Annotated in this window: 19 protein-coding genes; 9 read left to right on the top strand and 10 right to left on the bottom strand. The window is 66.7% G+C overall.

What is annotated here, in order from left to right; genetic code table 11:
- Nucleotides 1-84 precede the first annotated feature (84 nt).
- Together ACZ50Z_RS06735 and ACZ50Z_RS06730 are read right to left on the bottom strand one after the other, a co-directional pair.
- The gene (locus ACZ50Z_RS06735) at nucleotides 85-903 is read right to left on the bottom strand and encodes a rhomboid-like protein (RefSeq protein WP_464482839.1); all 819 of its coding nucleotides are present in this window, start codon (nucleotides 901-903) and stop codon (nucleotides 85-87) included.
- A gap of 9 nt (nucleotides 904-912) precedes the next feature.
- Complete coding sequence (locus ACZ50Z_RS06730) at nucleotides 913-1,833, bottom strand: adenylate/guanylate cyclase domain-containing protein (protein ID WP_464482838.1); 921 nt, start codon at nucleotides 1,831-1,833, stop codon at nucleotides 913-915.
- 200 nt (nucleotides 1,834-2,033) lie between these two features.
- Between ACZ50Z_RS06730 and ACZ50Z_RS06725 the strand changes: the two genes are divergently transcribed.
- Nucleotides 2,034-3,101 (top strand): oxygenase MpaB family protein, encoded by a 1,068-nt coding sequence (locus tag ACZ50Z_RS06725; RefSeq protein ID WP_464482837.1) that lies wholly within the window; start codon nucleotides 2,034-2,036, stop codon nucleotides 3,099-3,101.
- On the opposite strand, the gene ACZ50Z_RS06720 is transcribed toward ACZ50Z_RS06725, so the two are convergent.
- The 4 genes from ACZ50Z_RS06720 to infC all read right to left on the bottom strand — a co-directional run bounded on the left by ACZ50Z_RS06720 (nucleotide 3,088) and on the right by infC (nucleotide 5,223).
- The gene (locus ACZ50Z_RS06720) at nucleotides 3,088-3,879 is read right to left on the bottom strand and encodes a TrmH family RNA methyltransferase (protein ID WP_464486121.1); all 792 of its coding nucleotides are present in this window, start codon (nucleotides 3,877-3,879) and stop codon (nucleotides 3,088-3,090) included. The two genes, ACZ50Z_RS06725 and ACZ50Z_RS06720, sit on opposite strands and share 14 nt — an antisense overlap.
- A gap of 30 nt (nucleotides 3,880-3,909) precedes the next feature.
- On the bottom strand, nucleotides 3,910-4,305 hold the full coding sequence (gene rplT, locus ACZ50Z_RS06715) for a 50S ribosomal protein L20 (RefSeq protein WP_464482836.1): 396 nt from the start codon (nucleotides 4,303-4,305) through the stop codon (nucleotides 3,910-3,912).
- Between the two features lie 87 nt (nucleotides 4,306-4,392).
- Complete coding sequence (gene rpmI / locus ACZ50Z_RS06710) at nucleotides 4,393-4,587, bottom strand: 50S ribosomal protein L35 (RefSeq protein ID WP_014942304.1); 195 nt, start codon at nucleotides 4,585-4,587, stop codon at nucleotides 4,393-4,395.
- A gap of 36 nt (nucleotides 4,588-4,623) precedes the next feature.
- On the bottom strand, nucleotides 4,624-5,223 hold the full coding sequence (infC, locus tag ACZ50Z_RS06705; RefSeq protein ID WP_464486120.1) for a translation initiation factor IF-3: 600 nt from the start codon (nucleotides 5,221-5,223) through the stop codon (nucleotides 4,624-4,626).
- A 545-nt stretch (nucleotides 5,224-5,768) separates the two neighbouring features.
- Between infC and lysX the strand changes: the two genes are divergently transcribed.
- From lysX to ACZ50Z_RS06675, 6 genes are all read left to right on the top strand, one after another.
- Nucleotides 5,769-9,032: a bifunctional lysylphosphatidylglycerol synthetase/lysine--tRNA ligase LysX gene (lysX, locus tag ACZ50Z_RS06700; protein WP_464486119.1), complete on the top strand. Its 3,264-nt coding sequence runs from the start codon at nucleotides 5,769-5,771 to the stop codon at nucleotides 9,030-9,032.
- 77 nt (nucleotides 9,033-9,109) lie between these two features.
- On the top strand, nucleotides 9,110-10,594 hold the full coding sequence (locus ACZ50Z_RS06695) for an alpha/beta hydrolase (RefSeq protein WP_464482835.1): 1,485 nt from the start codon (nucleotides 9,110-9,112) through the stop codon (nucleotides 10,592-10,594).
- Nucleotides 10,595-10,599: 5 nt separating this feature from the next.
- Nucleotides 10,600-11,019: a DUF6653 family protein gene (locus ACZ50Z_RS06690; RefSeq protein WP_464482834.1), complete on the top strand. Its 420-nt coding sequence runs from the start codon at nucleotides 10,600-10,602 to the stop codon at nucleotides 11,017-11,019.
- A gap of 111 nt (nucleotides 11,020-11,130) precedes the next feature.
- A complete protein-coding gene (locus tag ACZ50Z_RS06685) occupies nucleotides 11,131-11,796 on the top strand; it encodes a TetR/AcrR family transcriptional regulator (protein WP_464482833.1) in 666 nt (221 codons plus the stop codon).
- Nucleotides 11,797-11,881: 85 nt separating this feature from the next.
- Entirely contained in the window at nucleotides 11,882-14,008 is a 2,127-nt protein-coding gene (locus ACZ50Z_RS06680) for an Rv1355c family protein (RefSeq protein ID WP_464482832.1), read from the top strand.
- 109 nt (nucleotides 14,009-14,117) lie between these two features.
- Nucleotides 14,118-15,986 carry a putative bifunctional diguanylate cyclase/phosphodiesterase gene (locus ACZ50Z_RS06675; RefSeq protein WP_464482831.1) on the top strand — a complete coding sequence of 623 codons (1,869 nt, stop codon included), beginning with the start codon at nucleotides 14,118-14,120 and terminating at the stop codon, nucleotides 15,984-15,986.
- Nucleotides 15,987-16,023: 37 nt separating this feature from the next.
- Here the strand turns inward: ACZ50Z_RS06675 and ACZ50Z_RS06670 are convergent, their stop codons facing one another.
- The 3 genes from ACZ50Z_RS06670 to ACZ50Z_RS06660 form a co-directional block, all read right to left on the bottom strand.
- A complete protein-coding gene (locus ACZ50Z_RS06670) occupies nucleotides 16,024-16,623 on the bottom strand; it encodes a class I SAM-dependent methyltransferase (protein WP_464482830.1) in 600 nt (199 codons plus the stop codon).
- 100 nt (nucleotides 16,624-16,723) lie between these two features.
- A complete protein-coding gene (locus ACZ50Z_RS06665) occupies nucleotides 16,724-18,094 on the bottom strand; it encodes a cytochrome P450 (RefSeq protein WP_464482829.1) in 1,371 nt (456 codons plus the stop codon).
- A 43-nt stretch (nucleotides 18,095-18,137) separates the two neighbouring features.
- The gene (locus ACZ50Z_RS06660) at nucleotides 18,138-18,872 is read right to left on the bottom strand and encodes a hypothetical protein (protein WP_464482828.1); all 735 of its coding nucleotides are present in this window, start codon (nucleotides 18,870-18,872) and stop codon (nucleotides 18,138-18,140) included.
- Between the two features lie 371 nt (nucleotides 18,873-19,243).
- On the opposite strand from ACZ50Z_RS06660, the gene ACZ50Z_RS06655 reads away from it, so the two are divergent.
- Nucleotides 19,244-19,474: a hypothetical protein gene (locus ACZ50Z_RS06655; protein WP_464482827.1), complete on the top strand. Its 231-nt coding sequence runs from the start codon at nucleotides 19,244-19,246 to the stop codon at nucleotides 19,472-19,474.
- 1 nt (nucleotide 19,475) lies between these two features.
- Here ACZ50Z_RS06655 and uvrA read toward each other — a convergent pair whose 3' ends face one another.
- Nucleotides 19,476-22,394, bottom strand: coding sequence for an excinuclease ABC subunit UvrA (uvrA, locus tag ACZ50Z_RS06650; RefSeq protein ID WP_464482826.1), 2,919 nt, complete (start codon nucleotides 22,392-22,394; stop codon nucleotides 19,476-19,478).
- Between the two features lie 133 nt (nucleotides 22,395-22,527).
- Here uvrA and ACZ50Z_RS06645 point away from each other — a divergent pair, with 133 nt between their 5' ends.
- A complete protein-coding gene (locus ACZ50Z_RS06645; protein ID WP_464482825.1) occupies nucleotides 22,528-23,226 on the top strand; it encodes an MBL fold metallo-hydrolase in 699 nt (232 codons plus the stop codon).
- The last annotated feature ends 6 nt before the right edge of the window (nucleotides 23,227-23,232 follow it).

The following is a 23,232-nucleotide window of genomic DNA, read 5'->3' as shown; positions in this document are numbered from 1 at the left end:
TTTCCGCGCGGCACGGGTCGAGTGCTGATCATAGTGATTCGCTGCGCGGCGCCCGGCGGGCGCTGGGCAGTTGCCCGGCGGGGCTCAGCCGGCGACGGCCGGCGCCGGACCGGTCAACGGGTCGTCGCCGTCCAGCGGCGCGACCGGCAGGCCCCGACCGGTGATGAACTTCGCTCCCGCGTAGGCGACCAGGGCGCCGAGAATGCCGAACACCGGCGTCGCCGCCATGGTCCCCCAGTGGTGGGCCAGCATGAGGAAACCGAAGCCCGACGAAGCCGCCAGCATCAGGTACCGGGCCGGTGTCCAGTGGATCGGCTGCCGGAATCGCGCCGACACGAGCACACCCAGAATCACGGCGACGGTATGCCCGGCGTCGGTGAAGTCACCGCCGACGATCGCCGAAGCGATGCCCGCGGCCACCCACCAGCCGACCCAGGCGGCCCGCCAGCGCGACGGGATCACCGCCGTCATCGCGCCGAGCACCGCCAGCGCGCCGTAGCTCATCCCGACATCGCTGGCCCGGGTGATCGACACGGGCAGCCAGCCGAACTCGACCGCCGCGGCCAGGGCGGCGGCCACCAGGAGCGTCGCGCCGATGTGGCCGACGAGGAACGCCACCACCAGCCGGATGGTGCGCAGGTGCAGCTCCGCCAGCGCCAGCAGGCAGGTCAGGAAGGGCAGCCAGAAGTAGAGCGGACCGGCATCGACGACCAGCGCGCTGCCCAGCAGCGTGCCGAGGTGCCCGTGGGCCAGGTTGTGCACGTTGGTGCTGGCGCGCGCGACGATGACGTCATGCGCGTCGGGGCCGAGCACCAGGATGGCGCAGCTGATGGCGAGCAGGAGCGCCGCATACCCCACAGTGAATTGGACCCGGGCGAGCCGGGACACGATGCCCCCGATCATTGGCACCCATTATGACTGCGGATTTGTTTCGGCTGGGTCATCTGAGCCTGACAACTCCCTATAAGTTCTGAGGCGATATATCGCCAAGTCTGCAGGCATACCGGCGGGCTTCGGCCCGAAAACCGGTTTGCGGGTGCGCTTGGCCTCGACGCCCAACGCATCCAACTCGCTTTGCGGTATGAGATCTAACGTTGAACTCGACACCATGATTCCACCTTTGGTGGCCCGTTCCATAACTCGTGCGGCGATATTCACATCCACGCCGAGCCAATCCGAGGCCAACCGCTGCGGACGCCCGGTGTGGATTCCGACGCGCATGCGCGGCGTGTGACCCTCCACCTCGACCGATCGGAGCGCCTCCTTGGCGGCCAGCACGGCTCGCACGGCCACCATCGGGTCGCCGAACACGGCCATGAGCCCGTCGCCCATCCGCTTGACGATGTGCCCGCCGGCGTCGAGCAGCGGCGGCTCGAGGGCCCGCGCCACCTGACGCAGCAGCGCCAGCGCGGCGTCGTCGCCCGCCTGCAAGGACCACGTCGAGAAGCCGACGAGATCGGTGAAGACCAAGGTCACCTCGGGGTTGGCCGGCCGCCGCGACACCCCTTCGGTCAGGGCCTGCCATACCTGCAGCACTCCCAGGCTGACCTCGCGCGACACCGCGTCGCGGTCCCCCAGCAGCCGGTCGGCGGCGCGCGCCGCGGCGCGCGGTCCGCCCTCGCCGGCCGTGGACAGCGGATCGCCGAACTCGGGGTCCCCGGGCAACAGCCGGCGCGCACGCCGGACCAGGGCGACCGCCCCGGGACTGTGATTTCGGCCGTGCAGCCATTGGGTCGCGTTGTGCACCGACAGCGGTGAGCGCCGCGCAGCGGAGTACGCGGCAGGGGATTCGTCGGGCTCGCCCGGCTCCAGATCGCGACGCGCGAGTTCCACCTGGCCAGGTTATTTGGTTTCGTCAGAAGCAGGCAACGACCGTCCTGCCGTGTGTGTCACACCTCGCACCTCACCGCCTGATCACGGTGGTGGCACACCGTTATGGATGCTCGATAACAGCGGCGCCGACACATCGCCGAAGTTGTAGACAACGTCCGTTGTCAAAGTTATCGTGAGGCCAATCGGTGCAGGAGGCCGCGATGACTGCCAGATCGACTACATCCGCTGATCCGCTCGGACCAGATTCCCTGACCTGGAAGTATTTTGGCGATCTGCGCACCGGAATGATGGGCGTATGGATCGGGGCGATCCAGAACATGTACCCCGAACTCGGCGCGGCCGTCGAAGAGCATTCGATTCTGCTGCGCGAGCCGCTGCAGCGGGTGGCCCGGTCGGTCTATCCGATCATGGGCGTGGTCTACGACGGCGACCGCGCGGCCCAGACCGGCCAGCAGATCAAGGGCTACCACCGCACGATCAAGGGAGTCGACGCCGAGGGGCGCCGCTATCACGCGCTCGATCCCGACACCTTCTACTGGGCGCACGCCACGTTTTTCATGTTGATCGTCAAGGTTGCCGAGTATTTCTGCGGCGGCCTGACCGAGACCGAGAAACGGCAGCTGTTCGACGAGCACGTGCAGTGGTACCGGATGTACGGGATGAGCATGCGACCGGTGCCCGGGTCGTGGGACGAATTCCAGGAGTACTGGGAGCGGGTCGGTCGCGAGGAGCTGGAGATCAACCAGGCGGTCCTCGACATCTTCGACATCCGGATTCCCAAACCCCGGTTCGTGCTGATGCCGACCCCGGTCTGGGACCGGATCTTCAAACCCCTGGTGGCCGGGCAGCGCTGGATCGCGGCGGGCCTGTTCGAACCCGCGGTCCGCGAAAAGGCCGGTATGCGTTGGACTCCAGGCGACGAGGTGTTGCTGCGGTTGTTCGGCAAGCTCGTCGAGCTCGCGTTCCTGGCGGTGCCCGACGAGATCCGGCTGCACCCGCGCGCGCTGGCCGCCTACCGCCGCGCCGAGGGGCGGCTGCCCAGCGACGCGCCGCTGGTCGAGGCCCCGCCGTTCATGGCGCCGCCGCGTGACCGTCGCGGGCTGCCGATGCACTACTTTCCCCCACCGCCCAAGTTGCCGTTCGACCCCGCCCTGCAACCCGCGCGGGCGCTGCTGGAACGGGCCGGATCGTTGGTGCATACGACGTTGTCGCTAGCCGGCCTACGCGCCGGGCGGGGCCGCCCGAAGCGAGCGGTCAAGGCCGCGTAGGCAGCTGCAGCGCCCGCGCGCTCTGGTACAGACAGATGGCCGCGGCCGACGCCACGTTCAGGCTCTCGGCGCCGCCGGACATCGGGATGCGCAGCCGGTGGTCGGCCTTCGACGCGATTTCGCTTGGCAGGCCATGGGATTCGGGCCCGAACAGCCACGCCGTCGGCCTGCCGAGGAATTCGCCGGCCTCGTCCAGCCGTCGCTCACCATCCACGGTGGTGGCGAGCGCCTGCAGACCCGCGTCGCGCACCGCATTGATGGCCGCGGCCGTGTCCGGTGCGACGACGACCGGCACCGAGAAGATGCTGCCGGCCGACGCACGCAGACATTTGCCGTTGTAGGGATCGACGCTGTGCCCGCCGAGGATCACGCCGGCTGCGCCCATGGCGTCCGCGAGGCGAATGAGGGTGCCGGCATTGCCCGGCTCGCCGATCTCCACGGCGATCGCGATCAGCTGGGGCGAGCCCGCCAGCACGTCGTCAAGGCGAGTCGCCGGAATCTCGCAGACCGCAACCAGCCCGCCCGGAGTGACGGTGTCGGAGAGGGCCTTCGCGGCGCGCTCGGTGATGGGGTGGACCGGGCAATCCAGGGCCGCCAGCAGCGACGCATGGCGCTGCTGGGCCGCCTCGGTGACAAAGGCGTCGCGGACCAAGCCGCGGCGCGCGGCCGCCTCGACCAGGTTGGGGCCTTCGGCGAGGAAGCGCCCTGCCCGGCGGCGGCCGACGTGGCGATGCAGTTTGACCGCCGCGGCGACCCTGGCTGAACGTTCGGTCAGCACCTGCCGGTCAGGCATGTCCGGTGGGGCCGGTTAGGCGGCTTCTCCCGAATCCGAGGGAGCGTTGACGTCCTCGGGCAGCGCCGCACGGGCGATGTCGACCAGGGCGGTGAAGGCGGCCGGATCCGCGATCGCGATGTCCGCCAGGTTCTTGCGGTCTACCTCCACACCGGCGGCCTTGAGACCCTGGATCAGCCGGTTGTAGGTGATGTCGTTGGCGCGCGCCGCGGCGTTGATGCGCGAGATCCACAGTTTGCGGAACTCGCCCTTGCGCGCACGACGGTCGCGGTACGCGTACTGCAGCGAATGCAGCTGCTGCTCTTTGGCTTTGCGGTAGAGCCGGGATCGCTGGCCGCGATAGCCCTTCGAGGCCTTAAGGATGCTGCGCCTCTTCTTGTGGGCGTTGACCGCCCGCTTCACGCGTGCCATTGGATATTCCTACTCTCGTTCATGCGTCGTGGGTCGTTAAATGGGTTCGCCGTGCCAGCTCGCGCTGCGGGTCTGGCCGGCGTCTGGTCAGCCGTTCAGCAGCCGGTTGATCCGCTGGGTGTCGTTGGCCGCCACCACGGTTCGGCCGTCGAGCCGCCGGGTCCGCTTCGTGGGCTTGTGCTCGAGCAGGTGCCGGCGGTTGGCCTTCTGCCGCACGATTTTGCCGGTTCCGGTCCGCCGGAAGCGCTTTGACGCCCCGCTGTGGGTCTTGGCTTTGGGCATGTTTCCTCTAGTTCTCGCTTGGTTCTCGCTATTAGGTCAGTTCGACGTAGGTTCGGCGTCGGCGTCCGAATCCGGTGCGGCGCCGCCCGCCTCTTCGGGATGCCGCGCCCTGGCACGGGTCTTCGCGCCGCGGTGCGGTGCCAGCACCATCGTCATGTTGCGGCCGTCCTGCTTGGCGGACGTCTCCACGAAACCGTATTCGGCGACGTCCGCGCCCAGGCGCTGCAGCAATCGATAGCCCAGCTCGGGCCGCGACTGCTCACGTCCGCGGAACATGATCGTGACCTTCACCTTCGATCCCGCCTCCAGGAAGCGGATGACGTGGCCCTTTTTGGTCTCGTAGTCGTGATCGTCGATCTTGGGTCGCAGCTTTTGTTCTTTGACGACGGTCTGCTGCTGGTTCCGGCGGGATTCGCGCGCCTTTTGCGCCGCTTCGTATTTGAACTTGCCGTAGTCCATGATCTTGCAGACCGGCGGCCTGGCGTTCGGGGCAACTTCGACAAGGTCGAGATCGGCGTCCGCAGCGACGCGCAGTGCGTCTTCGATGCGCACTATGCCTACCTGCTCTCCCCCTGGGCCGATCAATCGGACTTCAGGTACGCGAATGCGCTCGTTGACGCGGGTCTCAGTGCTGATGGGGCCTCCCTTGTTGGGCTTTATGTATGTCCTGCGGTGACGACCGGTTACCTGGGTTCGTCGGGAAGCAGCGGTGGAAACACCACACCACGAGCAAAAAAGCCCTGCACAAGCAGGGCCCAATGCCGACCGATCGCGGCCGAGGACTACTCGGGCCGCCCGCGCTGCGCGCGGAACAGGCATACACGCTGCCTGTGACCGGACCGCCGAACCTTTGAAGATCCGCACAGGGATCTCGTCGGCTCGCGGTGGGAGTGGGACTCCACTTAACTGTTCCTGGCGTTCGCCGGGATGGTCGCAGGCGTCAGTTTAGCAGCCTTGAGGTGCCTTTTAGCACTTCGGCCGGACGGGGGCACCGTACCGGCCGTCAACCGGGCCCGAAAAGCGCGGCCAAACTCGTGTCCGCCACTCTTAGCGCTTCGGCAAGCTTTTCACGGATTGAGGGCATATCCTCGCGGTCTGTGACACTCGCTTCTCCTCGTTCAGGTCCCCGTTCGGGATCGCGCTTGGGGCCCCGTAGCCGGTCGAACTCGCGGTATCGCTGGGTGCCCGCGGCGGCCGGATGGACCGTGGGTGTCATCGCCACCGTGTCGCTGCTGGGCAGCGTGTCCCCGCTGATCCGCTACCTGATCAAGGTTCCCCGCGAGTTCATCAACGACTATCTGTTCAACTTCCCCGACACCAGCATCGCGTGGTCATTCGTGTTGGCCTTGTTGGCCGCGGCTTTGACCGCGCGCAAGCGGATCGCCTGGCTGCTGTTGCTGGGCAACATGATTCTCGCCGCCGCTTTGAACGCCGCCGATATCGCCGCCGGGGACAACACCGCCGCCGAGATCTTCGGCGAGAACCTCGGGTTCGCGCTGCACATCGTCGCGATCGTCCTGCTGGTGTTGGCCTACCGGGAGTTCTGGGCCAAGGTCCGTAAGGGCGCGCTGGTCAAGGCGGCCGCGGTGCTGGTGGCCGGGGATGTGGTGGGAATCCTGGTGTCCTGGGGCCTGGTCGAGCTCTTCCCCGGAACGTTGGCCCACCAGGACCGCCTGCCCTACGTGGCCAACCGGGTGGTCGGATTCGCGCTCGCGGATCCCGACCTGTTCACCGGCCGGCCGCACGTGTTCCTCAACGCGATCTTCGGTCTGTTCGGCGCGCTCGCACTGATCATGGCGACCATCGTGCTCTTTCAATCCCAGCGCGCGGAGAACGCGCTGACCGGTGAGGACGAATCGGCCATCCGGGGGCTGCTCGAGCTGTACGGCAAGAACGATTCCCTGGGCTACTTCGCCACCCGCCGCGACAAATCGGTGGTTTTCGCCCAGAGCGGGCGCGCCGCCATCACCTACCGGGTCGAGGTCGGCGTCTGCCTGGCCAGCGGCGACCCAATCGGCGATCCCCGGGCATGGTCCCAGGCGGCGGACGCCTGGCTGGGTCTGTGCCAGACCTACGGGTGGGCGCCCGGCGTCATGGGCGCCAGCACGCAGGGCGCACGCACCTATCGTGAGGCCGGGCTGAACGCGCTCGAGCTCGGCGACGAGGCCATCCTGCGCACCGCCGACTTCAAGCTGTCCGGCCCCGATATGCGCGGCGTCCGCCAGGCCGTGACCCGCGCGCGCCGGGCGGGGCTGGCCGTGCGGATCCGCCGGCACCGCGACATCGGCGCCGACGAGATGGCCGACACCATCACCCGCGCCGACGCCTGGCGCGACACCCAAACCGAACGCGGCTTCTCCATGGCGCTGGGTCGCCTCGGCGATCCCGCCGACGGGGACTGCCTGCTGGTCGAGGCGCTGGACCGGGACGGCGCCGTCGTCGCGATGCTGTCGCTGGTCCCGTGGGGAACCACCGGCGTCTCCCTGGACCTGATGCGCCGATCGCCGCAGTCCCCCAACGGCACCATCGAGCTGATGGTCAGCGACCTCGCGCTCAACGCGGAAACCCTTGGCATCACCCGCATCTCACTGAACTTTGCGATGTTCCGGTCGGCATTCGAGCAGGGCGCCCAACTCGGCGCCGGCCCCGTCGCCCGGCTGTGGCGCGGATTTTTGCTGTTCTTCTCGCGGTGGTGGCAGCTGGAAACGCTGTATCGCTCCAACATGAAATACCAACCCGATTGGGTGCCCCGCTATGCCTGCTACGAGGACGCCCGCCTGATCCCGCGGGTCGGGGTCGCCTCGGCCCTCGCCGAGGGCTTCCTTGTCATGCCGTTCGGCCGGCGCAAGCCGCACACCGGTCATCATCCGGCCGTCCCGGCCCGGCTGGCCGAGTCCGGCCTGCTGCATCACGACGGCAGCGCGCCGGACGTCAGCGGGCTGCAGAGGCGCCAGGAGTCGGCCGACGAAGAAGAGGCGAGAGCCCGCCTGCCCGAGCAGGTTCGGGTTCGCCTGGCCAAGCTGAAGGTGTTGCGACGCAACGGTATCGACGCCTATCCGGTGGGCCGCCCGCCCAGCCACACCGTCGTCGCGGCGCTCGATGCGGAAGACCGGGAAACGATCACGGTTTCCGGCCGGATACTGCGGATCCGGGACTACGGCGGAGTGCTGTTCGCCCACCTGCGCGACTGGTCGGGGGAAATGCAAGTGCTGCTGGACAATTCGCAGTTGGAGCGCGGGCGAACGGCCGCCGACTTCACCGCGGCCATCGATCTCGGCGACCTGGTCGAGGTCTCCGGCCACATGGGCTTTTCCAAGAAGGGCACCCGCTCGCTGATCGTCGGCGACTGGCGGATGATCGGTAAGTGCCTGCGGCCGCTGCCCAACAAGTGGAAGGGGCTGACCGACCCGGAGGCCCGGGTGCGGACCCGCTACGTCGACCTGGCGGTCAATCCGGAGTCGCGTGAGTTGATCACGGCGCGCAGCGAGGTGTTGCGCTCGGTCCGCCAGACGCTGTTCGCCAAGGGGTTCATCGAGGTCGAAACCCCGATCCTGCAGCAGATCCACGGCGGCGCCACCGCCCGGCCGTTCGTCACGCACATCAATACGTACGACCTGGACCTGTTCCTGCGGATCGCGCCGGAGCTCTACCTCAAGCGGTTGTGCGTCGGCGGCGTCGAGCGGGTCTTCGAGTTGGGCCGGGCCTTCCGCAACGAGGGGGTCGACTTCAGCCACAACCCGGAGTTCACCCTGCTGGAGGCCTACCAGGCGCACGCCGACTACAAGGTCTGGATCGACGGCTGCCGCGAGCTGATCCAGAACGCCGCCCAGGCCGCCCACGGCGAGCAGACGGTCCTGCGCCCAGGCGGCCAGGGCCGACTCGAACCGGTCGACATCTCCGGGGTGTGGGCGGTCAAGACCGTGTACGACGCCGTCTCCGACGCGCTCGGCGAACACATCGACCCCGCCACGCCGCTGCCCGCCCTGCGCAAGCTGTCCGACGCCGCGCATATCCCGTATCGGGCGCACTGGGACACCGGCGCGGTGGTGCTCGAGCTGTATGAGCATCTGGTCGAGGACCGGACCGAGGAGCCGACGTTCTATATCGACTTTCCGACGTCGGTGTCGCCGTTGACCCGCCCGCATCGCAGCGAACCCGGCGTCGCCGAACGGTGGGACCTCGTGGCGTGGGGTGTCGAGCTGGCCACCGCCTACAGCGAGCTCACCGACCCGGTGGAACAGCGCCGCCGCCTGCAGGAGCAGTCCCTGTTGGCCGCCGGTGGGGATCCCGAGGCGATGGAGCTCGACGAAGACTTCCTGCAGGCGATGGAATACGCGATGCCGCCCACCGGCGGGCTGGGGATGGGCGTCGATCGCCTCGTCATGCTCATAACGGGCCGCAGCATCCGCGAGACGCTGCCGTTCCCGCTGGCCAAGCCCCATTAATCGAGGTCCGCGCCGCGTAGTCCGTCGTCAGCGAACATTAGGTAAATAGGTTCCAGGCCGGTAAACAATAGATCACAATGACTCACGTGACAGCCTCGACGAACGGTGCGCCCGCGCAGTTCCTGGCTCTTAGTCACACCTCGCTGATGCATGGCTGGGTGCCGACGACGATCCAGGTGCTGGCCGCCGTCGTGCTGGCGTTGGCGGTCGGCTGGCGGTCGCGTCGCTGGCGCACGGTCCGGCTGCCGGCGGCGGCGCTGAGCGGCGGAACCGCGGCCTACCTGACGCACTGGTACATCGTCGACCATGGGCTCTCGGAGGAGCCGGCGCCGACGGCGCTTTGGCTCTGGATCGCGCTGACGGGCATGGCGGTGGCGGTGCTGGTCCTCGGATGGGGCACCGCGCGCCGCTGGCGTCGTAGCGCGGCGGTACTGGCGGTGCCGTTGTGCTTGCTGAGCGCGGCGCTGGTGCTCAATCTTTGGGTGGGCTACTTTCCCACCGTCCAGTCCGCGTGGAGCCAGCTGACGTCCGGCCCGCTGCCCGATCAGACCGACCAGGCGACCGTTACGGCGATGGCCGCCAAGGGAACCCGGCCGCCGCACGGCACCGTGGTACCGGTCGCGATCCCCTCGGACGGGTCGCACTTCAAACACCGTGGCGAGCTCGTCTACCTGCCGCCCGAATGGTTCGCCACTTCCCCACCGCCGCCGCTGCCGACCGTGATGATGATCGGCGGGCAGTTCAATACACCGGCGGACTGGACGCGTGCGGGCAACGCGGTCAAGACGATCGACGACTTCGCGGCCGCGCACGGGGGCAAGGCGCCGGTGTTGGTGTTCGTGGATTCCGGCGGCGCCTTCAACAACGACACCGAATGCGTCAACGGGGTTCGGGGCAACGCGGCCGATCACCTCACCAAAGATGTCGTGCCCTATATGGTGTCGGCTTTCGGCGTCAGCCCGCACCGGTCCAACTGGGGCGTGGCGGGCTGGTCGATGGGCGGGACCTGCGCCGTGGATTTGACCGTCATGCATCCCGAGATGTTCAGCGCGTTCGTCGACGTCGCCGGTGACTTCTTCCCGAACGCCGGCAACAAGGCCCAGACCATTGCCCGGCTGTTCGGCGGAAACGCCGACGCCTGGGCGGCTTTCGATCCGTCCACGGTAATCAACCGGCACGGACCGTACCGCGACGTGGCCGGCTGGTTCGCGATTTCGTCGGACGGCCCACCGACGGCACGCCGGGAAATCCAGCTGAGCGACACGGGCGCCATCCGTACGGCCGGACGTGAGGCAGCCGCCAACCCCGCCAATCAGACCGCGGCCGCGTATTCACTGTGCGCGCTCGGCCGGGCCAACGGAATCGACTGCGCCGTCGTTCCGCAGCCCGGCCGGCACGATTGGCCGTTCGCGGACCGGGTGTTCGCGGCCGCGCTGCCCTGGCTGGCCGGAGCGCTGGGCACCCCGGGCATTTCGCGCACGCCGTTGCCCGCCCCCTCCGCGCCGGCCGTCGGCGCCCCGGTGGTCGTCCCGGCGGAACATTCCAACACCGCGATGCGGTAGCGCGGGTGTTATCGGTTGCGCGCGTTCGGCGCGCGGTCTTCGCGCGGCACTGCCATCCATGGAGCGCATGGACCCGGTGGGCGAGCACGCCGTTGATTCTCGTCCCGCCATGGACGCGGCGATGGAACCACGCGGGGTGGATTGCGCTGTGGCTGGCCGTGAACCCGTTCGTCTTCGGCGAGCCCGCGCATCACCGCGCCTGGTCGACCCGGGCGATGCTGGGCGAGGAGCTGTGGATCAGCCGTCGCCCCCGCGATGCGGCGACGTTGGTCAGCGGGGCGACGTCGGTCGCCGCGTTGTGCGCGGTGCTCGCCGCCCGCCGCCACCGGCTGCGGCCGGCGCTGATCGCGGTCGCCGCGCAGATGGCGCTGACCCTGGTGTACTGGCAGCTGATGGTGCGGTACCTCGAGCGGCGGTCGCGGTGACCTTTCGGCGACCTGGTGCCCCTCGAGCGAACGAAAACGCCGGAATCGATACGCAAATACGGTAATCCGATATTTACATACCGAGACGCCGTGCGGGTGTATTGTCCGGCCGTGGGACCCGCCCGACATTTTCCGTATGACCCGCCCCCTCCAGCAGAGCCCCCGCCTAAGGAGCGGATTCGCGACGCCGCACTGAGCTGCTTTGCCGTTCGCGGCATCGCCGCCACGACGCTGCGCGCGATCGCGGAGACCGCGGACGTTTCGATTGGGCTGGTGCAGCACCACTTTCGCACCAAGGAGGCACTCACCGCTGCCGTCAATCAGTACGTGCTGCAGGTGGTTGGCGAGGCATTGGAACCGCCGGCGCTTCCCGAGGCGCCCTCCGACGGGCTCGACGAGGCCGGTCGCCGGCTGACGTCGCTGATGGCCGAACGCCCAGATCTCATGACCTACCTCGGGCGCGCCCTCGCCGAGGGCGGCGCCTTCGGATCTGTCATCTTCAGCGGACTTTTGGGCATCAGTGCGGGCCAACGCGCCGAGTTCACCCAATGGGCCAGGGCCCACCCTGACCTCGATCCCGATTGGGCTGCGCTCAACCCGCTGATCCTGCGCGTCGGTGCGATCATTCTGCATCCGTACATCGAGCTATACCTGCGGGAGTCTTTCTTTACCGAACCGCAATTGCGGCGCTGGGATGCGGCCGTCACCAATCTCATACGGCATGGCCAATTTCTCGACGAAGCGGCGCCCCGCGAATCAAGTCATCCCCGAGTGTGAGATCGCCGACAGCGCCAAGGTTGCCCTGCGGAAACCGGCTCAAACCCGGTCCGACCTGCCGCCCGGGTGCTATACACGAAGCACCATGGATGAGTCCGCCGTATCCGCTTACTCCGCGCAGATTCTCGATGCCGATGCACCCGACGGCGACGCGGCGTTGCGACGCCTCCAGGCCGACCCCAGCGTCGAATTCATCGACCGACGCGACGCACAGGTGGCCTGCCTGGGAAGCCTTCGACCCAGCCCGCACCCTGACCTCCTCGCGGAACCTTGGCGATGGGCCTACTACCCGTGGCGGCGCGCCGTCGTGGCTATCCTGGGCCCGCTCGGCTACCGCGCGGTTCGTCTGGACCGCAACCGCAACAACATCACCCCGGCGGAACAGGATCGGCTAGGCGCACTCCGGATCGGCGTGGCGGGTCTCAGCGTCGGGCATGTCATCGCGCACACCCTTGCCGCCCAGGGATTGTGTGGCCGTCTTCGGCTGGCCGACTTTGATCAGCTCGAGCTATCAAACCTGAATCGGGTGCCGGCCAGCGTATTCGACCTCGGTGTCAATAAAGCGTGTGTGGCGGCGCGCCGGATCGCCGAACTCGACCCGTACCTCCCGGTCGAGGTGTTTGACGCCGGGCTCAGCCCCGCTACCGTCGACACGTTCCTGGAGGGACTCGACATCGTGATCGAAGAATGCGATTCGCTGGACATGAAGGCGGTGTTGCGGGAAGGTGCGCGCGCCCGACGCATTCCGGTGTTGATGGCCACCAGTGACCGTGGACTGATCGACGTGGAGCGCTTCGACCAAGAACCGCAGCGCCCGATTCTGCATGGTCTACTCGGCGACCTGGACGTCGGGCTGCTCCCCGGCATGAGCAGCCGCGAGAAGGTGCCTCACATCCTGCGTCACCTTGAGGCCGAACGCCTTTCACCGCGCACGGCCGCCTCGTTGCTAGAGATCGACCGCACGGTGTCGACCTGGCCGCAGGTGGCTTCCGACGTCATACTTGGCGCGTCAGCCTTGGCCGAGGGCGTGCGCAGGATTGGACTGGGCGAGACGCTGCGTTCGGGCCGTACTCGCATCGATATCGGCTGGGCGCTCGACCAACTTGATGAACCCGACATGGCTCGGGACCAACCCATGCCAATAGACGATCACAAAGCGCCGGAACTACCCGGGATCGCCGGCGTCATCGCCGCGGCGGCGATCCGCGCGCCGTCGGGAGGAAATGTCCAGCCTTGGTGCATCCACGCCGCACCGGCCGCTGTCACAATCGACATTGCCGCACAACACACTTCGACAATGGACGTCGCGTTTCGGGGTAGCGCCGTCGCCGTCGGAGCCGCCCTGATGAACGCCAGAATCGCCGCGGCCGCTCACCACGTGCTGGGACAGGTCAGCCTCGCGCACGATGCCGACGGATCGCCGTTGCGCGCCACCCTGGAATTGAGCGACGGCACCGATCCCGGCCTCGCCGACCTTTATCAACCGATGCTCGAACGCGAAACCAACCGCCACCACGGAAGTGCCCGACCTATCGACACCGCCACCATCGAGACGCTAGACAACGCCGCACAGGGGGAAGGCGCGCGGCTACACCTTGTCACTGAGAGAGACGGCATCTCCCGTGCGGCAACAATTCTGGCTGCGTCCGACCGCATCCGCTACCTGACACCGCACCTGCACCAAGAGATGGTCTCCGAGCTGCGCTGGCCCGGCGATCCCGAACCTGACACCGGCATCGATGTGCGCAGCCTCGAACTCGGTGACGGCGACCTGGCGATGCTCGACATCTTGCGCCGCACCGACGTCATGTCCCGTCTCGCCCAATGGAACGCCGGGAGCGCGCTCGGCGAAGACACCTACGACCGGATATCGGCAAGTTCCGCACTGGCAGTGATCACCGTGCCCGGACGCGATCTTTGCGACTACGCACGGGGCGGAGCGGCCGTCGAGCTGGTCTGGATCGTCGCCCAGCGGCACGGGCTCTCGGTCCAGCCGGTCTCGCCTGTCTTCCTGTACGCCCGCGACCGGACCGAATTCGACGAGCTGTCACCGCAATTCGCCCAGGAGCTCACCCAATTGCAACACGACTTCCACGAATTGGCCGGCATACCGCCCGAGCGATCCGCGGTGCTGATACTCAGATTCACCGCGGGGCCGGCGGCATCGGTACCCAGCCGCCGCAGTTTCGACCGGACCCGGGTACTCAGTTGAGCGCTTCGTTGGTGAGGTCCCCAGGGATTCGGGGTCCGTTTCCCGCCCGGATTTGTGACGTGGAACGCGAAACCAACGCCACACACCGGATGCAGCTACGGTAGGGGCAATGTCGGGCACGTTGGACTATCTCGTCACCGGTGCGGCCGCAGAGTTAATGGCAGCCACCGCGGCTGACTCCGCCGCGATCAGTCAGCGGGTGCTCCGCAACCTGGTGCACGAATTGGGCGTGGACTTCAGCTTTCTGCGCCACAACGATCACACGATCCACGCCACGGTGCTCGTCGCGGAATGGCCGGCACGCAACGCCGATCCCGACCCGATCGGTGTTGTCTATTTCGCCGACGCCGACTCGGTGTTCGCGCAGGCCGAACATCTCAAGGCGCCGCAAGTCGTGCGCCCCGCGCCGGCCAACGCCGACTACCAACGCAATATCGACGAAGGCACCGGTTGGGGCACTGTCACCCTGGCCGCCGTGCCACTGCTGTCTGGCGACGTGACAACCGGGACGCTCGCCTTCGGCAAGGTCGGAGACCGGGAATGGCTACCCGACGAACTCAACGCGCTGCAAGCGATCGCCGCGCTGTTCGCACAGTTGCAGGCCCGTGTCGTCGCCGAGGAGCAAATCCACTACCTGGCCGAGCACGACGAACTCACGGGGTTGCTGAACCGCAGGGCGCTCATCGCGTACCTCGACGAGCGCCTGGCCGAAGGGCAGCCGGGCCCGGTCTCGGTGGTATTCCTCGCCCTGGATCGCTTCAAGGTCATCAATGATCGGCTCGGCCAAAACGCCGGCGATCGATTCATCGAGGCCTTCGCAGCGCTACTCCGTGAGGCGACCGAGGGCATTCCCTCCGTTATCGCCCGCTTTGGCGGTGATGAGTTTGTCTTTGTACCGGCCGCAGCCATGGACGTCCCGGCCGCCGAACCGTTTGCTCAGAAGCTGCACGGCCGAGTTCATAGGCAGATTGCGATCGATGGTGAGATGCTCAGTCGCACCGTGAGTCTCGGCATCGCTACCGGCCTACCCGGGCGGGACAGCACCTCGGACCTGTTGCGCCGCGTCGACCAGGCCACCCGGTCGGCCAAGGGTTCCGGCGGCAACAAGGTCGCAACTTTCAGTCCGCAGATGTCGACAACGGACATGATCCGCAACGACATCGAACTGGCCCTGGAGGGGATGATTGACAGTGGTGGTGGCGCCCTGGTGCTCCATTACCTCCCGGAGTTCGACATGCGGACCGGCGACATCCTTGGTGCCGAGGCCCTGATCCGTTGGCAACATCCGACTCTCGGCTTGTTAATGCCCGATTCGTTCATCCAGGTCGTGGAATCGATCAACTTGGGCGCCAAACTCGGCCGTCTCGTGATGCGTTCGGCGTGTGCGCAATTCGGGCTTTGGCAATCACGCGGCGTCGGACAGGGCGCGGTGCTACGGGTCAATGTATCGCCGGTACAACTTGTCACAGACGGTATCGTTGGTACGGTCGCGGCCACGCTTGACGAGTTTGGTCTCGATCCCAGTACCGTCTGTCTGGAGATCACCGAAAGCGTTGTCGTCCAAGATATCGACGCCACACGCAAAACGCTGTTCGGGTTGAAGGACATCGGAGTACAGATCGCCATCGACGACTTCGGCACCGGCTACAGTGTGCTCACGTATTTGAAATCCCTTCCCGTCGACTCACTCAAGATCGACCAAGGTTTCGTACGCACTGTGGATACCAACCCGGGTGACTTGGCCATCGTGCGCTCTACCATGGCCCTGGCCGACGCCTTCGGACTCGACGTCATCGCCGAAGGAGTCGAAACCGTGGCTGCGGCCAAGACGCTGCTGAGCCTGGGTTGCCATCGCGCACAAGGGTTTCTGCTCTCCCGCCCGCTAGACGGCACGGCAATGGAGTCCCTCCTCGCCCAACGGGTCATACCGATAAACTTCACCGACGCGGGGCCTCCGGGAGACGAGAACACAATCTAGATCCGCGCCAAAGCGGAACCTCGTCACCGATCGGTGCTCAGGCGCGCCGCTGGAACAAGTAGTAATGCGTCGGGGTTTTTTCGTCGAGCTGCCGCTCGTCACCCGTGGACAACAACGCCCAGCTCGGCGTGAACCGTCTTTCAATCTCGGCGTGGTCGATACCTGGGACACCGAACCGCCCGCCGGGCGGGAACGCGACGATGTACAACCGCGCGTCGGGTGCTGCGACGGCCGTGATCTCCCGGACGTAGGCCTCGCGATCGCCGCCACTCATGTTATGGATGCACCCGTTGTCGACGATCAACTGGAAGCCCGTCCCGATCGCGGAGTCGCTCAGGTGCGTGACATCGGCACGGGCAAAATCGACCGCGACATCGGCTTTGCGGGCTTTGGCCCGCGCCTTTTCGAGCGGCTTTTCAACGTAGTCGACCCCGGTGACGTTCCAGCCGTGCTGGGCGAGGTAGATCGCGCAATCCCCAGTGCCGCATCCCACGTCGAGGGCGGACCCGGCAGGCAGCGCCACGGTGTCACCCGTTCCCTCGACCAGATCCCGCAGGCCCTGCCCGATCGGGTGACCTTCCCACGGCGTGAAGCCGACCCGATAGAAGAACCGAAATCGCGCGTGTCGAGAAGCCATAGCCGCAATGATGGCATTCGTCGCGACCTACCCGTCCGAGACCCCGCCTACGGCACCCACCGGCCTCGGCGCGTCGCGCGGGTGTGGAGCCACGGAAAGGTCAGCGACGCAGTCGAACCTTGGCTTTGATCGGAGCGGCCGCGACCATGGTGAACGGCACAGCCAGCGGGAAGTCTCCCGACAGGGAATCGATTTCGACGCGACGAACGATGGTTGCCAAGGCCAGAGTGGCTTCCAGCATTGCGAAGTGGTCCCCGATGCAAGAGCGAGGCCCGCCCCCGAACGGAAGGTACTGCCAACGGTCACGACCGTCGGCGTGTCGGGGACTGAATCGGTCCGGATCGAACCGCAGCGCTTCATCCCACAAGGCCGGATCGGTCTGTACCGCCATCCGTCCGAATGCCAGCATGGTGCCGGCTTTGACGCGATAGCCCGCGACTTCGATATCGCGGGACGCCATCCGGGTTCCGGTCGGCCCCGGCGGACACAATCGCAGCGCCTCCTGGAGCACCTGGACCGTAAAGCCCAGCCGCGCAACGTCGTCGGGAGTGAGCTGGCGGTCGCCGATCGCGGCGGCTTCGGCCGCGACACGTTCCTGCAACTCCGGATGACGACCCAAGGCCCACAGCGCGTAGGTCAGGGTCGTCGCCGTCGTGTCATGGCCCGCGAACAGAAAGATGATCATCTCATCACGGATATCGTTGTCTGACAGCGCTTTCCCGGTTTCCGGGTCGGTGGCTTCGATGAGCGCGTGCACCAGCGGGGCCTCCCTGTCGCGATCGGCACGACACGCTTGCAGAATTTCGTCAGCCAGCTCCCGAATTGCCCCGGCCGCGGCGCGGGCGCGCCGCCGGGCCGGCGTCGGCATCCACCCGGGTGCGCGCAACGGGCGCAGCGCACGCCTTACCGCGTAACTCGTCGCCACGCGCAGCGGCTCGGCGATCGCGTCGGAGCGCGCATCGAGGTCCAAACCCAACACCGAGCGCCCCAACGCCCGCAGTGTCAGCGTGCGGCACTGGGCATCCAGGTCGATCTCGGTATCCTCGCGCCACCTGGCACAGACGATCTCCGCGGCCTCGGCCATGTGCCCACCGAACTGACGGACACGCTGGCGGGTGAACACTGGTTGCAGGGTGCGTCGGCGCGGAAGCCATTCGGAGTGCGGCAAAACGAACAGGTTACCGCCCAGCAGTCGGCGGAGCTCGGTGACCACCGTGCTGGTCTTATCGACCGAACCGTCTCTGACGGTGACGATGTCGCGGATGCCTTGCGGGGATGTCGCCAATACGATCGGCGGGATCAGCCACCTAGGCCCTAAGGTCACCCGGGTGACAGGACCACCCGCGTCGCGCAGCTTGTTCGTGCCGGTATGAAATTCCCTGATGGCCTTAAGTCGTTGGCGATACGGAAGAGGGTTTTTCGGGGCCAACGGCAACGTGGCGACGTCATGCGTGGGCTCAGCGATGGACACGACTCGACCCTAGAGCACTTTCCGGTCAACCGGGACTGCATCGTCAACACGTGATTTCTTCCAATGCCGAAAAGCGGCTGAGGATTTCGGCGTTCTCGGCGCACATCAGCTTGAATTGTCCCGGCTCGGCATGGGTCGAAAGGGTGCGACGATCCCACCACATCACTTTGGTTCGGTAGTTTTCATTCGGATAGGCGGCGGCCGGAACGCGTGAGGCCACGACGCCTCCGGAGGATTGCCACTGCTCCAGCACATGGGCCGCCGCGGTGGCCATCACAAATTGAGCACCCAACAGCGTCATCGTCGGCAGCGCCGTGCGGGCCAATACCCGGGAAAGCGACTGATTGCCATATTCGCGGGAATTGGCCCAGGCGCTTTTCACCTCCACGACGCCAAACGGAAGCCGATTGGCGATCATATGACGCAACAGGGAAAGCCCCGGACTGTCTTTCCACTCCACCAGAGCGTGAGAGTCCTCCGGCGAGCGCAACGGCCCCACGACCCGCGTGCCGCCGACCACACGCCCCTGCGGGTCGAGCGCGGCGAAGAACAGCGCCGTGTCCGCACCGTCCGCAATGGCGTCCACGTCGAGCACCCAATCCAAGCCGTGGCGGCGATAGCTGTGCAGCGCTCCTTCCAGGTATTCATTCCACAGAGCGGGCTCCGCCCTCGGCGTGGACGCGACGACCCAACATCCCGTCGCGTGGTCGCGCCAACCGGACGCAATGTCCGACCGCGGGGCATCAAACACTCTTGCTTCGAGCTGAGCCGCTTCCATGGGTTTGCCTCCACCTATTAACCGTGCGATCCGAACTATTTTCTGAACGCGTCTTGAATCGTTTCTCAATTCGACTCGCGACAAATAACCAAGGAGATTGTGGCATAACTGGCTAATGGCGGCCGCGCAGCGCGGGCGGAAATTTTTGGCGCGCGCTTGTTCAGCGGCGCATGGGATTTGGCGAATACGTCAGCTACCGTTCAGTAACCCACGACCGCGCCGATTTATGGTTAACGCCGGTCGGGGCTAGAGCACGGGAAATGCGACGCACAGCGACGAATCCGCCGCAATCCCGGTACGAAGATATTGGCCCCACCGACCTGACAACGGATGTTTCCTTTTTCGACCGCGGCGCGCAGTACCGTGGCGGCATGCCCGAGGAACCCACCGCCGACGCCGGATACGACGACGCCGGTGTGCCGACATTCGAGTCCGTGCGCGACAAGGTCGAGGCCCGCTACGCGACGGCGCAGGGCTCGGCCGAACTCGATGCCGAGTCACCCGAGGGACGGTCGGCCGAAGCCGAGTACGACGAACGCCGGCGCGCCGCGGCAGATCGGCTGACCCAGATCCGCAAATCGATGCGGCCCGAGCGGGATTGAGTCAGGCGGTGGCTTTGCGGCGCCGGGGCGTCCGGCGCGCGGGAGCGCTGGCCGGTGGCGCGCTGCGCCCGATGACCTCGGCGAGGAACTTGCCGGTGTAGCTCTCCGGCACCGCTGCGACGTCCTCCGGAGTGCCTTCCGCGACAACGGTTCCGCCCTCGGCACCCCCTTCCGGCCCCATGTCGACGATCCAGTCCGAGGTCTTGATGACGTCGAGGTTGTGTTCGATGACGATGACCGTATTACCTTTGTCGACAAGGCCGTTGATGACCTTGAGCAGCTTGCGGATGTCGTCGAAATGTAGACCTGTGGTCGGCTCGTCGAGGATGTAGACGGTGCGTCCGGTGGAGCGCTTCTGCAGTTCGGCGGCCAGTTTGACGCGCTGCGCCTCGCCGCCGGACAGCGTCGGCGCCGGCTGCCCGAGTCGCACGTAGCCCAGCCCGACGTCGACCAGGGTGCGCAGGTAGCGGTGGATGCCGGTGATCGGCTCGAAGAACTCCGCCGCCTCCTCGATGGACATGTCCAGCACCTCCGAGATGGTCTTGCCCTTGTAGTGCACCTCGAGGGTTTCCCGGTTGTAGCGCGCGCCCTGACACACCTCACACGGCACATACACGTCGGGCAAAAAGTTCATTTCGATCTTGATGGTGCCGTCACCGGTGCACGCTTCGCAGCGGCCGCCCTTGACGTTGAACGAGAACCGCCCCGGTTGGTAGCCACGGACTTTGGCCTCGGTGGTGGCGGCGAACAGGGTGCGGATCTTGTCGAACACCCCGGTGTAGGTGGCCGGGTTCGACCGCGGCGTGCGGCCGATCGGCGACTGATCCACCCGCACCAGCTTGTCCAGGTGGTCCAGCCCGGTGACCCGGGTATGACGGCCCGGGACCTGCCGCGCGCCGTTGAGCCGGTTGGCCAGCACGGCCGCGAGAATGTCGTTGACCAGAGTGGACTTTCCGGAACCGGACACGCCGGTCACTGACGTGAGCACGCCGAGCGGGAAGGACACATCGATGCCGCGCAGGTTGTGCTCGCGGGCACCGACGACGGTGAGCTGACGGCGCCGGTCGACGGGCCGCCGGATCGCGGGCATCTCGATGCTTTCCTTGCCCGACAGGTAGGCGCCGGTGATCGACTCCTTGTTGGCCAGCAGGTCGCGATAGGTGCCGCTGTGCACGATCTGGCCACCGTGCTCGCCGGCCCGCGGGCCGATGTCCACGATCCAATCGGCGTGCGCGATGGTGTCCTCGTCGTGCTCGACGACGATCAACGTGTTGCCCAAACCCCTTAGGCGAGTGAGGGTTTCGATGAGGCGACGGTTGTCGCGCTGATGCAGCCCGATGGACGGCTCGTCGAGCACGTAGAGCACGCCCACCAGGCCGGAGCCGATCTGGGTGGCCAGCCGGATGCGTTGCGCCTCACCGCCGGACAGTGTGGCCGCGGCGCGGGACAGCGACAGATATTCCAGCCCGACGTCGAGCAAAAAGCCCAGCCGCGACTGGATTTCCTTGAGCACCTGCCCGGCGATCGCCTGCTCGCGCGGGCCCAGCGTGAGGGTGTTGAGGAAGTCGGCGCAGTCGGAGATCGACAGCTCACAGACCTCGGCGATGGACTTCTTGCCGCGATTGCCCGCGCTCAGCGACACCGCCAGGATCTCCGGCTTGAGCCGGGTGCCCTCGCATACCGGGCACGGGATGTCGCGCATGAAGCCCTCGTAGCGCTCCTTCATCTGCTCGGATTCGGTCTGTTCCATCTTGCGCTGCAAAAACGCCAGCACGCCCTCGAAATCGGCGTAGTAGGACCGAGTCCGGCCGTAGCGGTTGCGGTAGCGCACGTGCACCTGGTGGTCGGATCCCTCGAGGATCGCCTTGCGGGCCTTGGCCGGCAGCTTGCGCCACGGGGTGTCGACGTCGAAGCCAAGCTCGTCACCGAGCCCGGCCATCATCCGGGTGAAGTACTCCGCGGTGTGGCCCGCCGACCACGGCGCCACCGCGCCCTCGGCCAGGGTGCGCTCGGGGTCGGGCACCACCAGGTCGGGGTCGACCTCCTTGCGGATGCCCAGACCGCTGCACTCGGGGCACGCGCCGTACGGCGAGTTGAACGAGAACGAGCGGGGCTCGAGGTCGTCGACGGCCAGCGCGTGCCCGTTCGGGCAGGCCAGCTTCTCGGAAAACCGCTGCTCGCGGTTGTGCGCGTCGTGCTCGTGGTCGACGAACTCCAGCACGACGATGCCGTCGGCCAGGTTCAGCGCGGTCTCCACCGAGTCCGTGAGCCGCTGCTTGGCGCTGGCCTTCACGGTGAGGCGGTCCACCACCACCTCGATGTCGTGCTTCTCCTGCTTCTTCAGCTTCGGCGGATCGGTCAACGGGTGCACGACGCCGTCGACCCGGACCCGGCTGTAGCCCTGCGCGTTCAGCTTCTCGAAGAGGTCGGCGAACTCGCCCTTGCGGGTGCGTACCACCGGCGCAAGCACCTGGAACCGGGTGCCCTCCGGCATCGCCAGCACCTGGTCGACGATTTGCTGGGGTGTTTGGCGGGCGATGCGCTCGCCACACACCGGGCAGTGCGGGGTGCCGGCGCGGGCATAGAGCAGGCGCAGGTAGTCGTAGACCTCGGTGATGGTGCCGACCGTCGATCGTGGGTTGCGGTTGGTGGATTTCTGGTCGATGGACACCGCCGGGGACAGGCCCTCGATGAAGTCCACGTCCGGCTTGTCCATCTGCCCGAGGAACTGGCGCGCGTAGGCCGACAGCGACTCCACGTAGCGCCGCTGCCCCTCGGCGAAAATCGTGTCGAAGGCCAACGACGATTTGCCCGAACCCGAAAGCCCGGTGAAGACGATCAGCGCGTCACGGGGCAGGTCGAGGTCGACGCCGCGCAGGTTGTGCTCGCGGGCGCCCTTGATGATCAGACGGTCAGCCAACGCTGCCCCTCTCAGGAACTATCTGCTACTTCTCCATCGCCACAATGCCGATCCCGGATCGGAGTTGCGCACGGCGCATTCCATGCTATGTGCCCATACCGACAAGCAGCGTGTGACCAGTAACGTGGCCGCTATGACTGCCCAGGACGGCCCCACTGACAAGCTTGTCGACAACTACACGGGACACGTCGACCCTGGTACCGCGGCCCGCCGGACCCTACCCGGCGCCACGATCATAAAGGCGTCGGTGGGCCCCATGGACAACAATGCGTATCTGGTCACGTGTTCCGCCACGGGCGAAACACTGCTCATCGACGCCGCCAACGATGCCGACGACCTGATCGGGCTGATCCGGCAAAACGCACCGAAGGTGTCACTGATCGTGACCAGCCATCAGCACTTCGATCACTGGCAGGCGCTGGACGCGGTGGCCAAGGCGACCGGCGCGCCGACCGCCGCCAACGAAATCGACGCCGAGGCGCTGCCGGTCACACCGGACCGTTTGCTGGCGGGCGGTGACACCGTGCAAATCGGCGAGCTGAACTTCGACGTCATCCACCTGCGGGGGCACACCCCCGGATCGATCGCGCTGGCCTTGGACGGACCCGCGACCGGCGGGGTCACTCAGTTGTTCACCGGCGACTGCCTGTTCCCGGGCGGCGTCGGCAAGACGTGGCAGCCCGGCGATTTCGACCAGCTGCTCGACGACGTCACCACCCGGGTGTTCGACGTGTATGACGACTCGACGGTCATCTACCCCGGCCATGGCGACGACACGGTGCTGGGTGCCGAACGCCCCCACCTGAGCGAGTGGCGCTCGCGGGGCTGGTAGCGGCGG

Source organism: Mycobacterium sp. NTMscope_MAC_269, assembly GCF_976985695.1.
This window is presented reverse-complemented; position numbering and strand designations above follow the sequence as displayed.

Coding starts and splice junctions, on each gene's coding strand:
- ACZ50Z_RS06670 (WP_464482830.1), bottom strand. CDS start 16,623: ATGGCTTCTCGACACGCGCGATTTCGGTTCTTCTATCGGGTCGGCTTC.
- ACZ50Z_RS06645 (WP_464482825.1), top strand. CDS start 22,528: ATGACTGCCCAGGACGGCCCCACTGACAAGCTTGTCGACAACTACACG.
- ACZ50Z_RS06725 (WP_464482837.1), top strand. CDS start 2,034: ATGACTGCCAGATCGACTACATCCGCTGATCCGCTCGGACCAGATTCC.
- ACZ50Z_RS06675 (WP_464482831.1), top strand. CDS start 14,118: ATGTCGGGCACGTTGGACTATCTCGTCACCGGTGCGGCCGCAGAGTTA.
- ACZ50Z_RS06695 (WP_464482835.1), top strand. CDS start 9,110: ATGACTCACGTGACAGCCTCGACGAACGGTGCGCCCGCGCAGTTCCTG.
- ACZ50Z_RS06655 (WP_464482827.1), top strand. CDS start 19,244: ATGCCCGAGGAACCCACCGCCGACGCCGGATACGACGACGCCGGTGTG.
- rpmI (WP_014942304.1), bottom strand. CDS start 4,587: ATGCCCAAAGCCAAGACCCACAGCGGGGCGTCAAAGCGCTTCCGGCGG.
- ACZ50Z_RS06735 (WP_464482839.1), bottom strand. CDS start 903: ATGATCGGGGGCATCGTGTCCCGGCTCGCCCGGGTCCAATTCACTGTG.
- rplT (WP_464482836.1), bottom strand. CDS start 4,305: ATGGCACGCGTGAAGCGGGCGGTCAACGCCCACAAGAAGAGGCGCAGC.
- ACZ50Z_RS06680 (WP_464482832.1), top strand. CDS start 11,882: ATGGATGAGTCCGCCGTATCCGCTTACTCCGCGCAGATTCTCGATGCC.
- ACZ50Z_RS06660 (WP_464482828.1), bottom strand. CDS start 18,872: ATGGAAGCGGCTCAGCTCGAAGCAAGAGTGTTTGATGCCCCGCGGTCG.